The organism is Streptomyces sp. NBC_00224 (genome assembly GCF_041435195.1).
In the GTDB taxonomy this organism is placed as follows: domain Bacteria; phylum Actinomycetota; class Actinomycetes; order Streptomycetales; family Streptomycetaceae; genus Streptomyces.
Map to the genome: position 1 here is coordinate 3369941 of NZ_CP108106.1, position 12677 is coordinate 3382617.

Genomic DNA, 12677 nt, shown 5'->3' on the forward strand with positions numbered 1-12677 from the left:
AGCTTCAGGTCAAGCCCGGTTACGGTGGCCCCATGACGTCTCCCTATGTCGAGATCAACGGCCGCCCCGCCGACGCCGAGAATCTGCGCATCCCCGCTCTGACCGGCGCGTACGGCCACTTCACCGCGATGCAGGTACGCGGCGGCCGGGTGCGCGGGCTCGCGCTGCACCTGGCGCGGCTCGACGCGGCGACCCGCGAGCTGTTCGGCCCCGGCCTCGACGGCGAGCGGGTCCGCGCGCTGGTCCGGCAGGCCCTGAAGGCGGCCGGCACCGAGGACGCGGCGACGCGCGTCTATGTGTACGGGCCGGACGAGGACCCGGCCGTGATGGTGACCGTACGGCCGCCGCTGGACATGTCGCCGGAGCCGCAGCGCCTGCTCTCCGTGCCGTACGAGCGGCCGGTCGCCCACATCAAGCACCTCGGCGGCTTCGGCCAGGCCTACTTCGGCCGGGTCGCCGCCCGCGAGGGCCGTAACGAGGCGCTCCTGACCGGTCCCGGCGGGGAGATCGCCGAGGGGGCGATCACCAACATCGCGTTCTGGGACGGGAGTTCGGTGGTCTGGCCGGACCGTGCGGCGCTGCTCGGCACGACCATGGCGCTGATCGAGTCACGGCTGCCGGAGTACGGCACGGCCACGGTCCGGCGCCCGGTCACGCTGGACGATCTCGGCGCGTACCGGGCGGCCTTCGTCACCAACTCGCAGGGCATCGCACCGGTGGCCGGGATCGACGACACCGCGTTCGCCGTGGACGCGGAACTGATGAAGACGCTCTGGCGGCTGTACGCGGAGGTGCCCTGGGACACGATCTGAGGCGGGGAGCGCGCGGCGGCGCCTCAGGGGCCCGCCCGCGCGAACGGGTGACGGGCGCCCCGCCGCCGTCACCCTTTCGCCCCCCGCCAGGGGGCGGGCGTCCGCGCGGGCCACTTACCTCGGAGGGAGAAGCAAGGCACCCCGCTCCCCGGAGGACCCATGCGTACTGCCCGCCTGCTGACCGGTTCCGCGCTCGCGGCCGCCCTGCTGGGCCTCGGCGGCGCACCCGCGTACGCCAATGACTTCGGCGGCGCGGGTCTGGAGATCTGGCCGTCGTCGGCCGCGCCGGGCACCACCGTCACCGTGAACACGACCGCGTGCGGCCACGACGGGCATGCCACCGGGGACGCGCGGGCGCTGGGCGACGGGGAGTTCCCGCTCACCGTCTCCACCCGTAAAGACGTGCTCGCCGGACAGTTCACCGTGCCCCACACCGCCAAGTCCGGGACCTCCGAGATCATCGTGACCTGCGACAACGGCAAGTCCGCCCGGGGCGATGTGACGATCTCGGGCGGCGGCGAGCACACCGGATGGGACCGGGGCGACCGCCCTGACACGCATGACAAGGGCGAGCACAACGAGCCCAAGGGCCATGTGAAGACCGGGCTCGGCGGCAGCGCGACCACCTCCAACCGGACCGAGATCGCGGCCGGTGCGGCCGTCCTGTCCGTCGCCGCCGTCACCGGCGGTCTGCTGCTGCGCCGCCGGGCGCGCGGCCCGCAGGACCGGGGCTGACGGCTCTTGTCGGCGCGGTCGGCCCAGTCGCTGCGGGACGCCCAGGCCGCCCGGCGCCGCAACGGCTGGCTGGTCTGCATCGCCGTGTGCGTCGGGGTCTGGCTGCTGCGGCAGGGCATGGAGACGACCGAGCCGCCGCAGCCGTCGCGAACGGAGTCGTTCACGGGCGCGGCGAGCGGCACCCCCGCCCCGGCGGGCGGCACCGGCTCGCCCCACGCGCGCGTGGGTGAAGCCCGCACGGGCGGCGCCCTCGCGGGAGCGGCCCTGCCGCCCTCCGAGCCCGTACGCATCCGGATCCCGGCGATCCGGGTGGACGCGCCGGTGATGCGGCTCGGCCTGGCCCGGGACGGCAGCCTGGACGTGCCGCCGCCCGGCAGCAGCGGGTCCGCCGGGTGGTACAAGGACGGCACCCCGCCGGGGGCCGACGGCACGGCCGTGATGGCCGGGCACGTCGACGACGCGCGCGGGCCCGCCGTCTTCTACGCGCTGGGCGCGCTGAAGAAGGGCAGCCGGATCGAGGTGGCCCGCGCGGACCGGCGTACGGCGCTCTTCACCGTCGACGCGGTCGAGGTGTATCCGAACGACGCCTTCCCCGACCGGCGTGTGTACGGCCCGGCCGGGCGCCCCGAGCTGCGCGTGATCACCTGCGGCGGCGGCTTCAACGAGAAGTCGGGCTACCGGGGGAACGTGGTGGTCTTCGCCCATCTGACCGGCACGTAAGCGCTCCGCCGGGTGCGGTGATTCCTCTGCGGGCCGTCTGTGGCCGGTCGCGCAGTTCCCCGCGCCCCTCATGGGCGCCGAACGGTGGCCGTCGGCACGCGGTGTCTCACGGCCGCCCCCGCCGCGTCTCCAGAACACTCACAGAGGTCCCCCCTCCGGGCTGAGCGGGCCGTTGCGCCCGGGAAACCGGTCAGATCCGACCGGGAAACAGCGGCCTTGCAGGCTGCGGTCATGGGTTCGGACACCGTGCCGGTCGGCCCGCCGGCCACCCCGCCCCCGCCGCACCCGCTCACCCACGACGGAGGGTTCCGACATGACCACACCCGCACCCTCGGCCGCAGCCCGCACGATCGTCGTGGTCGGCCACGGCATGGTCGGCCAGCGATTCCTGGAGGCCCTGGCCGAGAAGGGGGTCACCGACCACACCCGCGTGGTGGTGCTCGGTGAGGAGCCCCGCCCCGCCTACGACCGGGTCCACCTCACCTCGTACTTCACCGGCACCACACCCGACGAACTCTCCATGGTGGAGGACGGGTTCATCGAGAAGTACGGCATCGAGCTGCACCTCGGCGACCCCGCACAGAGCGTGGACCGGGCCGCCCGCACGGTCACCGCGCGCTCCGGGAGCGTCTTCGCGTACGACGTCCTGGTGCTCGCCACCGGCTCGTACCCCTTCGTGCCGCCGGTGCCCGGCAAGGACCTGGCGGGCTGTTTCGTCTACCGGACCATCGAGGACCTGCTCGCCATCGAGGAGTACGCCCGCACGGCGACCACCGGCGCGGTGGTCGGCGGCGGGCTGCTCGGCCTGGAGGCGGCGGGCGCGCTCCAGGGGCTTGGACTGGCCACGCACATCGTGGAGTTCGCGCCGCGGCTGATGCCCGCCCAGGTCGACGCCGGCGGCGGCGCGGCCCTCCTGCGCACCATCGAGAACATGGGTCTGTCGGTCCACACCGGCGTCGGCACCCAGGAGGTCACCGGTGAGCGGGCCGTGGACGGCATGCTCCTGTCCGACGGCTCCCGCCTCGACACCGACCTCGTCGTCTTCTCGGCCGGGGTACGCCCGCGCGACCAGCTGGCCCGCGACTGCGGTCTGACGGTGGGCGAGCGCGGCGGCATCGTGGTCGACGAGCAGTGCCGCACCTCCGACCCGGCCGTCTACGCGATCGGCGAGTGCGCGCTGGCCTGCGACGGAAAGGTGTACGGCCTGGTCGCGCCCGGATACGAGATGGCGGTCGCGGTCGCCGACACCCTCGCGAGCGGCGAGGAGCGGCCGGAGAAGTCCTTCACCGGCGCCGACATGTCCACCAAGCTGAAGCTGCTCGGCGTGGACGTCGCCTCCTTCGGGGACGCGCACGGCACCGCCGAGGGCAGCCTCGACGTCGTCTACACGGACGCGCGCTCGGGCATCTACAAGAAGCTGGTCGTCTCCCCCGACGGCACCCTGCTCGGCGGGGTCCTGGTGGGGGACGCCGAGATGTACGGCACGCTGCGCCCGCTCACCGGCCACATCCCGCCGATCCCGGCCGAGCAGCTGGTGCTGCCCCCCGGCCTCGGCGCACCCGTCGCGCTCGGCCCCGAGGCGCTGCCCGACGACGCGGTGATCTGCTCCTGCCACAACGTCACCAAGGGCGCGATCACCCCGCTCGGCTCGCTGCCCGAGGTCAAGAAGTGCACCAGGGCCGGTACGGGCTGCGGCAGTTGCCTCAAGACCATCGAGAAGCTGCTGCCGAAGACCGGCGACGGCGGTCTGTGCGACTGCTTCGCCCACACCCGCCAGGAGCTGTACGAGATCGCGCTCGCGCTGCGCGTCGGCTCGTACCAGCAGCTCCTGGACGAGCACGGGCGCCCGGCCGCGCGCGGCGGCGACGGCTGCGAGATCTGCAAGCCCGCCGTCGCCTCCATCCTGGCGAGCCTCGGCAACGGCCACATCCTCGACGGCGAGCAGGCCGCGCTCCAGGACACCAACGACCACTTCCTCGCCAACATCCAGCGCAACGGCTCGTACTCGATCGTGCCGCGCATCCCCGGCGGCGAGATCACCCCCGAGAAGCTGATCGTCATCGGCGAGGTGGCCCGCGACTACGGCCTCTACACGAAGATCACCGGCGGCCAGCGCATCGACCTCTTCGGCGCGCGGGTCGACCAGCTCCCGGTGATCTGGGCGCGCCTGGTGGCCGCCGGGTTCGAGTCGGGCCACGCGTACGGCAAGTCGCTGCGCACGGTGAAGTCCTGCGTGGGGCAGACCTGGTGCCGCTACGGGGTGCAGGACTCGGTCAAGATGGCGATCGAACTGGAGCTGCGCTACCGGGGTCTGCGCTCCCCGCACAAGCTGAAGTCGGCGGTCTCGGGGTGCGCCCGCGAGTGCGCGGAGGCCCAGTCCAAGGACTTCGGCGTGATCGCCACGGCCAACGGCTGGAACCTGTACGTGGGCGGCAACGGCGGCGCGACCCCGCGCCACGCGGATCTGCTGGCCCAGGACCTCACCGACGAGGGACTCGTCCGTCTGATCGACAGGTTCCTCATGTTCTACATCCGCACCGCCGACCGCCTGGAGCGCACCTCGGTGTGGCTGGAGCGGATCGAGGGCGGCCTCAAGCACGTCAAGGACGTGGTGGTCGACGACTCGCTCGGCATCTGCGACGAGCTGGAGGCGCTGATGGCCACCCATGTCTCCGCGTACCGCGACGAGTGGGCCGAGACGGTCGAGGACCCCGAGCGCCTCGCCCGGTTCGTCTCCTTCGTCAACGCGCCCGGCACGCCCGACCCCACGGTCCGGTTCGTGCCGGAGCGCGGCCAGATCAAGCCCGAACTGCCCGTCCTGACCCTGGAGGTGGCCGCACGATGAACAAGGCAACGATGAACAACGCGACGATCAGCGACAGCAGCATCCGACTCCTTCTGGACGACGGCTGGTTCGAGGTCTGCGAGCGCGCGCGGCTCATCCCGGGCCGGGGGGTCGCCGCGCTGCTGCCCGACGGGCGCCAGGCGGCGGTCTTCACCGACCGCACCGGACGCGCGTACGCGATCGACAACCGCGACCCGTTCACCGGCGCGTACGTCATGTCGCGCGGGCTGCTCGGGACGGCTCAGGGCCGGGCCTTCGTCGCTTCCCCGCTGCTCAAGCAGCGCTTCGATCTGGAGACGGGCCAGTGCCTGGACGACGACGAGGTCTCCCTCCAGGTGTACTTGACCGATCATTCCATATAGCTCTACTGTCGTCCTCGTGGCCAGGACCAAGGAATTCGATCCGGACGCCGCGCTCCAGTCGGCCATAGAACTGTTCTGGCAGCGCGGCTACGAGGCGACGTCGATGGCGGACCTCGTCGAGCACCTCGGCATCGGCCGCGCCAGCATCTACGCGACCTTCGGCAACAAGCACGAGCTCTATCTGAAGGCGCTCGACCGGTACGGCGAGACGCACAGCGCGATCCTGCTCCGCGAGCTGTCGGCGCCGGGCCCCGCACTGCCCGCCGTACGGGCCGTCGTCCGCCGCTTCGCCGCCGAGTCGACTGCCCCGGAAACCCGCCTGAACGGCTGTTTCGCCACCAACACCGCCGCCGAGGTGGGCCCGCACGACGCCGCCGCGGCCCGTCGGGTCGAGCAGGCCTGGGAGCGGCTGGAGACGCTGCTGCACTCCGCGCTCGTACGGGCCGGGGCCCAGGGCGAGCTGCCGCCCGAGCGCGATCCGCGCTCGCTGGCCCGGCTGTTCCTGGTGCTCATGCAGGGCATGCGGGTGATGGGCAAGGCCTCCGACGACCCGGCGAGGGTACGGGAGGCGGCCGAGGCCGCGCTGGCACTGCTGGACTGAACAAAGCAGCCCCGACACGGGCGCCGCACCACGACGGCGCCCGTTTTCTTCTCTCCCAATAACAGAACGATTGGTCAAAAAATGTCTACTCGCTCCACCGCCGCCCGCTTCACCGGCAGGACCGCGCTCGTCACCGGCGCCGGATCCGGCATCGGCCGGACCATCGCGCTCGCCTTCGCCGCCGAGGGGGCCCGGGTGGCCGTCGCCGGACGTACCGCGGCCTCGCTCGACGAGACCGTGGCGCTGATCGAGGAGGCGGGCGGGGTGGCGGCCGCGTTCACCGCCGACGTGTCCCGCGCCGAGGACGTGCGCGCCCTGGTGTCCGCCGTCGTCGACCGCTTCGGCTCGCTCGACATCGCCGTCAACAACGCGGCGGTGCTGCGCGGCAAGGGCGGAGCGGCCCTCGCCGACCTGGCGCCCGAGGACTGGCAGGCCATGCTCGACATCAACCTCACCGGCGTCTTCCTCGCCCTCCAGGCCGAGGTCGCCCAGATGCGCACCCAGGAGCACGGCGGCGCGATCGTCAACGTCGGCTCCAACCTCGGCGCCCACAAGCGGATCCCGGGCGCCGCCGGATACCTCACCACCAAGGCCGCGGTCTCCGCGCTGACCCGGGCCGCCGCCCTCGACCACATCCAGGACGGCATCCGCATCAACGTGGTGAGCCCCGGCGCCTCCGCCACCACGATGTCGCTGCGCGCGGGCGAGACGGAGGCCGAGCGCGCGGTGCGGATGAAGACGGACTCGCCGCTGGGCCGGGTCTCGACCACCGCCGAGATCGCGGCGGCGGTCCTCTATCTGGCCTCGGACGACGCGGCGTCGGCGGTGGGCACGGACCTGGTGATCGACGGCGGCTCGGCCGCGTAGGGGCGGTCCGGCGGCCCCCTGCTGTCCGGACCTACCGGACGGTACGGTGGGCCGCATGACTCAGGGCTGGAGCGCGAGGGACATCCCCGACCAGAGCGGCCGTACGGCGGTCGTCACCGGGGCGAACAGCGGCATCGGACTCGTCACGGCACGCGAACTCGCCCGCAAGGGCGCGCACGTGATCCTGGCCTGCCGCAGCGAGGCCCGGGGCAAGGAGGCGGAGGCCCTGATCAACCGTCAGGTATACGGCGCGAACGTCCAGTTCGTGCCTCTGGACCTGGCGGACCTCTCCTCGGTCCGGACTTTCGCAGAAACGTATCAGCAGTCCAGTTTGGACCTGCTGATCAACAACGCGGGTGTGATGGCGCTGCCGTACGGCAGGACGGCGGACGGCTTCGAGCGGCAGTTCGGGGTGAACCACCTGGGCCACTTCGCGCTGACCGGCCTGCTCCTGTCCCGGCTGCGGGCGGCTCCGGCGGCGCGGGTGGTCTCGGTCTCCAGCGGCCTGCACGCCCTCTCCAACATCGACCTCGCCGACCTCAACAGCGAACGCCGCTACCGCCGTTGGATCGCCTACGCCCGCTCCAAGACGGCCAACCTCCTGTTCATCCACGAACTGTCCCGCCAACTCCGCTCGGCGGGCTCGGCCGTGGTGGCCGCCGCCGCGCACCCCGGCTACGCCTCGACCAACCTCCAGACGGCCGGCGCCCGCATGGAGGGCCGCCGCACCGCCGAACGCCTGGCAGAACTCGGCAACCGCGTCCTGGCCCAACCGGCCGAGGCAGGCGCCCTCCCCACCCTGTACGCCGCCACGGCCCCGTCCGTCCACCCCGACTCCTTCACAGGCCCCCGCCTCCAGGGCTGGCGCGGCGCCCCCACAAGATCGGCCCGAGCGAAGTGGACGCTGGACGACGCGACGGGGGAACGCCTGTGGGTGGCTTCTGAGGAACTTACGGGGGTGCGGTACGGGTGGTAATTCCTGGGGTCACGCCCCCGGATCCCCCCGTTTGCCTGCGGGCGAGTGGGGGCTGGTCGCGCAGTTCCCCGCGCCCCTGGAAGCGCCCCTCCGGGCCGCCCAGGGGGATGCCGCGCAGCGGCATTCTTAGGGGCGCGGGGAACTGCGCGACCAGCCAAAGAATGCCCGCAGACGAACGGGGTCCGGGGCGCAGCTCCCGGGAAGCCACCCTCCCCGGAGGGTTCAGGCAAGCGGATTGCCCGGGGCTGGGGTGACCCGGCTGAACGAGGTCACGACGGCTCGGAACCCGGCATGATCATGCTGCCGCGCGGTGTGCCGGATCGCCCAGTCCTCCGGTCCCGCCCGCTCGTCGGAGGGCGGGGAGGCGTCGAGGCACGTCGTGCACTCCATTACGTGGATCGGTCCGGAGGCGCCGGGGGTTGGGTCCGCGCCGAGCATCCACTCTGCGTACCGGATCACCGACCGAGGGCTCACGGCATCCGCTCCGGCGACGGCACCTGACGCAGCCGGGTCTGCCCGAGCGCCACCAGGTCGGCCACGGCCCGCGCCGCGCACACGCTGCCCACCGCGCTCGGAGGCAGCGCCCAGTAAGGGCCCGGCCGTGCGGTCAGGTCGACGCGCGGTACCCCCAGCCACGTTCCCGGGCGCAGGCACTCGACGCCCGGCACCTGCCAGTGGGCGTGCGTGCCCGGGGGGACCAGCGCGTAGTACCAGACACCGACGCCGTACGCGTCGTGGATGACGGCCCCGTTCGCGAGCGTCTGGGCGAGGTACGCGGCCACGGCGTCCGGGTCTTCACTGCCCGCGGCCGCGTGGACGACGGGGGCGGACAGCCGGATCGCGTCGAACTTCTCGCCGGTCGGCACGAGCGCGATACCCACGTCGAACTCCCGCCGGGCCTGGGCGGGGGCGTCGTGGGCCGAGGCGAGCCAGTCGGTGATGGCTCCGGTTGACTGGTCGATCACGGCGTGACCGCCTCGCCGACCCCGGTCGCCTCGGCGCAGCCACGGTGGGCGTAGCTGGTGCGGTCGCCGCCGGCGTCGCCGATGACCATCCACGTGGGGACGTCGGCGCCCGGCTCCGTGCAGACCTCGCATCGGCGGTACGCGGCCGGATTGACCGGCTGCTCAATGGCGTTCACGGGAGCGCTCCTTTGGTGGTTGACTGTGCGCCCCCAGATTCCGGTCACGGTCGGTGCCGGTTCGATAACCGAGCGGTAATCTCACGGTGAGATGGATTCTCATCCCCCTGTGGATAGGGAGCACAGCCGTGTCCGCATCGGTCGGCGCCATCAGCATCCCGGCATGGGCGTGGGAGCAGGCCGCGGTCCGCCAGGCCCTCCGACGCCGGGACATCGCCTCGGTGTTCGCGTACGTCCAGCAGTACTCGGGAGCGAGCCAGGCCCGGATCGCCGCAGCGGTCGACATGACCCAGAGCCGCGTCAACGAGATCATCAACCGGCGCCGCGAAGTGGCCCGGCTCGACGTGTACGAGCGGATCGCCGACGGCCTCGACATGCCCGATGACGCCCGCCACCTCCTCGGCCTGGCGGCCGGCCGGGAGAAGCGCTCAGGCGGGGCCGCGTTCGACCTGACCGCCTTCCCCGAGGTCGTGCGCGTCTACGCCTCCCAGGCCTCCGCCCGCGAGGAGATCCGTCAACAGGCCCGTGCCGCCCAGGAACTGGACGTCCTGGCCGTACGCGGCCTCGGCCTCATCGGCCTCAACGACTCGCTGCTGCGGGCCTGTCTACCGCGCGAGCAGGGCGGCTCGGGGCTCCGGGTACGTGTCCTGCTCCTCGATCCCGAGGCGCCCGCCCTCGCCCGGCGCGCAGCCGAGATCGGAGAATCCGAGGAGTCTCTGGCCAGCGGCGTACGTCTGGCTGAGGCACGGCTGAGGGAGCTTGCCGAGACATGCGACATTCAGGTCTACCGGTACGGCATGCTGCCTACTTGGCGGATGATCCGCACCGACAGCACCATGTTCGTCAGCGCCTTCGACACCGGGTGGGAAGGACACGAGTCGGCGACGTACAAGGTGATGGAGACGCCACACGGACCGCTGTTCCGAGGATTCCGGCGGATGGTCGAGGCGATCGTCGGCGGGGCCGAGCGCACTGTCTGAGGAGAAGGGGGCACCACGTGATCGAGGCCGAGCTGAAGGCCCGCGTCCACGAGCCCGAGGCGGTGCTCCGGCGCCTCGACGAGCGCGCCCCGAGCCGGGCCGAGGTGTACCAGGACACCTACTACGACACCCCGGACGGCGCGCTGGAGGCCCGGGATGCGGAGCTGCGGGTGCGCACCGTGCACGGGCGGGACGAGACCCGCACCGTCCTCACGTACAAGGGCGCCCGGGTGGACGAGGAATCGGGGTCGAAGCCGGAGCACGAGACCCGTGTCGAGGACGCCGGGGCGGTGCACGCGATGCTCCGGGGCCTCGGCTACGTACCGGCCATCGCCTTCGAGAAGCGGTGCCGGAACTACGCCTTCGAGGCGCGCGGCCGTCGCATGCTCGCGACGCTCGTCCGGGTCCCGGAGATCGACGGGACGTTCGTCGAGCTGGAGACACTCGTTGACGAGGGCGACTTGGCGGCGGCTCTCGACGACGTACGCGCGGTGCTGGGCGATCTGGGCATCGACGCCGCCGACTTCACGCGCGAGCTGTACACCGATGCCGTACGAGCTCGGCGAGCGGCACGCCGGTGACGGCGGCGGAGCAGCGTCCCGGCGCGCACCAGCGCATCCGGCCCCACCCCGTCAAGACCCCGTAAGGAACCCACCCCCACCCGACAAGGCCCCGCCAATAAGCCCGGCCCGCCGGGCGAGCGCGGCGGACCATCGGGGCATGCTGATCAAGCCGATGACCCGGGCCGCCGAACCCGCGGCCGAGGAACCCCCCGGAGCCGCAGGCGCACCCCGCGAGGCCGACCGACACCGCCTCACCGCCACCCAGGGCCTCGCCGCCCTCTCCCTCGACGCCATGGCCTCCGTGGCGTACGGCCCCGAGGCCATCGTGCTGGTGCTGGCCGCGGCCGGGTCGTACGGGCTCGGGTTCACCCTGCCCGTGACGCTCGCCATCGCCGCCCTGCTCGCCGTGCTCGTCGCCTCGTACCGGCAGGTCATCGCCGCGTTCCCGAACGGCGGCGGCTCGTACGCGGTGGCCCGCGCCCACCTCGGCCCCCGCACCGGCCTGGTGGCGGCCGCCTCGCTGATCCTCGACTACGTACTGAACGTCGCCGTCTCCGTCACCGCCGGCGTGGCCGCGCTGACCTCCGCCTTCCCCGGCCTCTACGACGAGCGGCTCCCCATCTGCCTCGGCGTGCTCGTCCTCGTCACTGCCGTGAACCTGCGCGGCATCGTCGAGTCCGCCAAGGCCTTCCTCGTCCCCACGGTCGTCTTCGTCGGGTCGATTCTGGCGATCGTCGTCGCCGGGCTGCTGCGCGACGGGCCGGTCTCCACGCAGGCCGCCGACGGGCATGCCTCGGTCCTGACCGGCAACGCCACCAGCGTCGGCGCGCTGCTCCTGCTCAAGGCGTTCGCCTCCGGCTGCTCGGCGCTGACCGGCGTCGAGGCCGTCGCCAACGCCGTGCCGTCCTTCCGCGCCCCCGCCGCCAAGCGCGCCCAGCGCACCGAGGTCGCCCTGGGCGCCCTGCTCGGCGTGATGCTGATCGGGCTCTCCGTGCTCATCGGGCGCTTCCACCTCCAGCCGGTCGACGGCGTCACCGTCCTCGCCCAGCTCGCGGACGCCTCCCTCGGCCACAACTGGGCGTTCTACGTCGTCCAGTTCGCCACCGTCGTCCTGCTCGCGCTCGCCGCGAACACCTCCTTCGGCGGACTGCCCGTCCTCATGTCGCTGCTCGCCCGCGACAACTACCTGCCGCACGTCTTCGGCCTGAAGGCGGACCGCCAGGTGCACCGCCACGGCGTCCTCGCGCTCGCCACCGTCTCGGGCGCGCTCCTCGTCTTCTCGGGCGGCGACACCAACACCCTCGTACCGCTCTTCGCGATCGGTGTCTTCGTCGGGTTCACCATCTGCCAGACCGGCATGGTGCTGCACTGGAAGCGGGAGGGGTCGCCGCGCTGGCGCGCCAAGGCCGCGCTCAACGGCTTCGGCGCCCTGCTGACCGGGGTGAGCGCGGTCGTCGTCACCGCGACCAAGTTCACCGACGGCGCCTGGCTCGTGGCGATCGCGCTGCCGCTGCTCGTGCTGGCCTTCGAGGCGGTGCACCGGGCGTACGGCAGGATCAGCGAGCGCATCGGCCTGGGCCGCGTCCCGGAGCCGCCGCACCGCGACCGCTCCCTGGTCATCGTGCCGGTGTCGCATCTGTCCCGGCTCACCGGCGACGCGCTGAACGCGGCCGTGTCCCTGGGCGACGAGGTACGGGCCGTCACCGTCACCCACCCCGACGAGGAGGACCGCCGGGCCACGGAGGCGCTGCGCCGCGACTGGCAGCTGTGGAACCCGGGCGTGGAGCTGGTCGAACTGCACTCGCCGCACCGCACGGTGGGCCGTCCGGTCGCCGCGTACGTGGACCGCGTGCACCGGTACCACCCGAACACCCGGGTCACCGTGCTGATACCGGAGGTCGAGCCCGCCCACATCTGGCAGCGGCTGCTCCAGAACCAGCGCGGCTCGGTCCTCGCGCACGCGGTGCGGCGCGACACGGACGCGGTGATCTGCCGCCTGCGCTTCCGGCTCTGAGGTCGGGCCCGCGTACGGCGGCCCGGCACCTCCGGCGGCGGGCCCGCGTCCGAGGACCCGC

At 72.7% G+C, this 12677-nt stretch carries 13 protein-coding genes; 11 read left to right on the forward strand and 2 right to left on the reverse strand.

Annotated features, from left to right (window positions below; all coding sequences use genetic code 11):
- Window positions 1-32: 32 nt before the first annotated feature.
- From OG965_RS15145 to OG965_RS15180, 8 genes are all read left to right on the forward strand, one after another.
- Complete coding sequence (locus OG965_RS15145) at window positions 33-812, forward strand: aminotransferase class IV family protein (protein ID WP_371652596.1); 780 nt, start codon at window positions 33-35, stop codon at window positions 810-812.
- Window positions 813-971: 159 nt separating this feature from the next.
- Window positions 972-1547 (forward strand): hypothetical protein, encoded by a 576-nt coding sequence (locus OG965_RS15150; RefSeq protein ID WP_371652597.1) that lies wholly within the window; start codon window positions 972-974, stop codon window positions 1545-1547.
- A gap of 6 nt (window positions 1548-1553) precedes the next feature.
- Window positions 1554-2267: a class F sortase gene (locus tag OG965_RS15155; RefSeq protein WP_371652598.1), complete on the forward strand. Its 714-nt coding sequence runs from the start codon at window positions 1554-1556 to the stop codon at window positions 2265-2267.
- 313 nt (window positions 2268-2580) lie between these two features.
- Window positions 2581-5112: a nitrite reductase large subunit NirB gene (gene nirB, locus OG965_RS15160; protein ID WP_371652599.1), complete on the forward strand. Its 2532-nt coding sequence runs from the start codon at window positions 2581-2583 to the stop codon at window positions 5110-5112.
- Window positions 5113-5123: 11 nt separating this feature from the next.
- On the forward strand, window positions 5124-5474 hold the full coding sequence (gene nirD / locus OG965_RS15165) for a nitrite reductase small subunit NirD (RefSeq protein ID WP_371656944.1): 351 nt from the start codon (window positions 5124-5126) through the stop codon (window positions 5472-5474).
- 16 nt (window positions 5475-5490) lie between these two features.
- The gene (locus tag OG965_RS15170) at window positions 5491-6075 is read left to right on the forward strand and encodes a TetR/AcrR family transcriptional regulator (RefSeq protein WP_371652600.1); all 585 of its coding nucleotides are present in this window, start codon (window positions 5491-5493) and stop codon (window positions 6073-6075) included.
- An 81-nt stretch (window positions 6076-6156) separates the two neighbouring features.
- The gene (locus tag OG965_RS15175) at window positions 6157-6942 is read left to right on the forward strand and encodes an SDR family NAD(P)-dependent oxidoreductase (protein ID WP_371652601.1); all 786 of its coding nucleotides are present in this window, start codon (window positions 6157-6159) and stop codon (window positions 6940-6942) included.
- Between the two features lie 55 nt (window positions 6943-6997).
- Entirely contained in the window at window positions 6998-7918 is a 921-nt protein-coding gene (locus OG965_RS15180) for an oxidoreductase (RefSeq protein WP_371652602.1), read from the forward strand.
- 470 nt (window positions 7919-8388) lie between these two features.
- Here the strand turns inward: OG965_RS15180 and OG965_RS15185 are convergent, their stop codons facing one another.
- Both OG965_RS15185 and OG965_RS15190 read right to left on the reverse strand, forming a co-directional pair.
- Window positions 8389-8883 (reverse strand): hypothetical protein, encoded by a 495-nt coding sequence (locus OG965_RS15185; RefSeq protein ID WP_371652603.1) that lies wholly within the window; start codon window positions 8881-8883, stop codon window positions 8389-8391.
- Window positions 8880-9059: a hypothetical protein gene (locus OG965_RS15190; RefSeq protein ID WP_371652604.1), complete on the reverse strand. Its 180-nt coding sequence runs from the start codon at window positions 9057-9059 to the stop codon at window positions 8880-8882. Before OG965_RS15190 ends, OG965_RS15185 begins: the two co-directional genes overlap by 4 nt.
- 128 nt (window positions 9060-9187) lie before the next feature.
- Here OG965_RS15190 and OG965_RS15195 point away from each other — a divergent pair, with 128 nt between their 5' ends.
- The 3 genes from OG965_RS15195 (at window position 9188) to OG965_RS15205 (ending at window position 12616) form a co-directional block, all read left to right on the forward strand.
- The gene (locus OG965_RS15195; RefSeq protein WP_371652605.1) at window positions 9188-10039 is read left to right on the forward strand and encodes a helix-turn-helix domain-containing protein; all 852 of its coding nucleotides are present in this window, start codon (window positions 9188-9190) and stop codon (window positions 10037-10039) included.
- 17 nt (window positions 10040-10056) lie between these two features.
- Complete coding sequence (cyaB, locus tag OG965_RS15200) at window positions 10057-10620, forward strand: class IV adenylate cyclase (protein WP_371652606.1); 564 nt, start codon at window positions 10057-10059, stop codon at window positions 10618-10620.
- Window positions 10621-10759: 139 nt separating this feature from the next.
- The gene (locus tag OG965_RS15205) at window positions 10760-12616 is read left to right on the forward strand and encodes an APC family permease (protein ID WP_371652607.1); all 1857 of its coding nucleotides are present in this window, start codon (window positions 10760-10762) and stop codon (window positions 12614-12616) included.
- Window positions 12617-12677 lie beyond the last annotated feature (61 nt).

Coding starts and splice junctions, on each gene's coding strand:
- OG965_RS15145 (WP_371652596.1), top strand. CDS start 33: ATGACGTCTCCCTATGTCGAGATCAACGGCCGCCCCGCCGACGCCGAG.
- OG965_RS15150 (WP_371652597.1), top strand. CDS start 972: ATGCGTACTGCCCGCCTGCTGACCGGTTCCGCGCTCGCGGCCGCCCTG.
- nirB (WP_371652599.1), top strand. CDS start 2,581: ATGACCACACCCGCACCCTCGGCCGCAGCCCGCACGATCGTCGTGGTC.
- nirD (WP_371656944.1), top strand. CDS start 5,124: ATGAACAACGCGACGATCAGCGACAGCAGCATCCGACTCCTTCTGGAC.
- OG965_RS15175 (WP_371652601.1), top strand. CDS start 6,157: ATGTCTACTCGCTCCACCGCCGCCCGCTTCACCGGCAGGACCGCGCTC.
- OG965_RS15180 (WP_371652602.1), top strand. CDS start 6,998: ATGACTCAGGGCTGGAGCGCGAGGGACATCCCCGACCAGAGCGGCCGT.
- OG965_RS15205 (WP_371652607.1), top strand. CDS start 10,760: ATGCTGATCAAGCCGATGACCCGGGCCGCCGAACCCGCGGCCGAGGAA.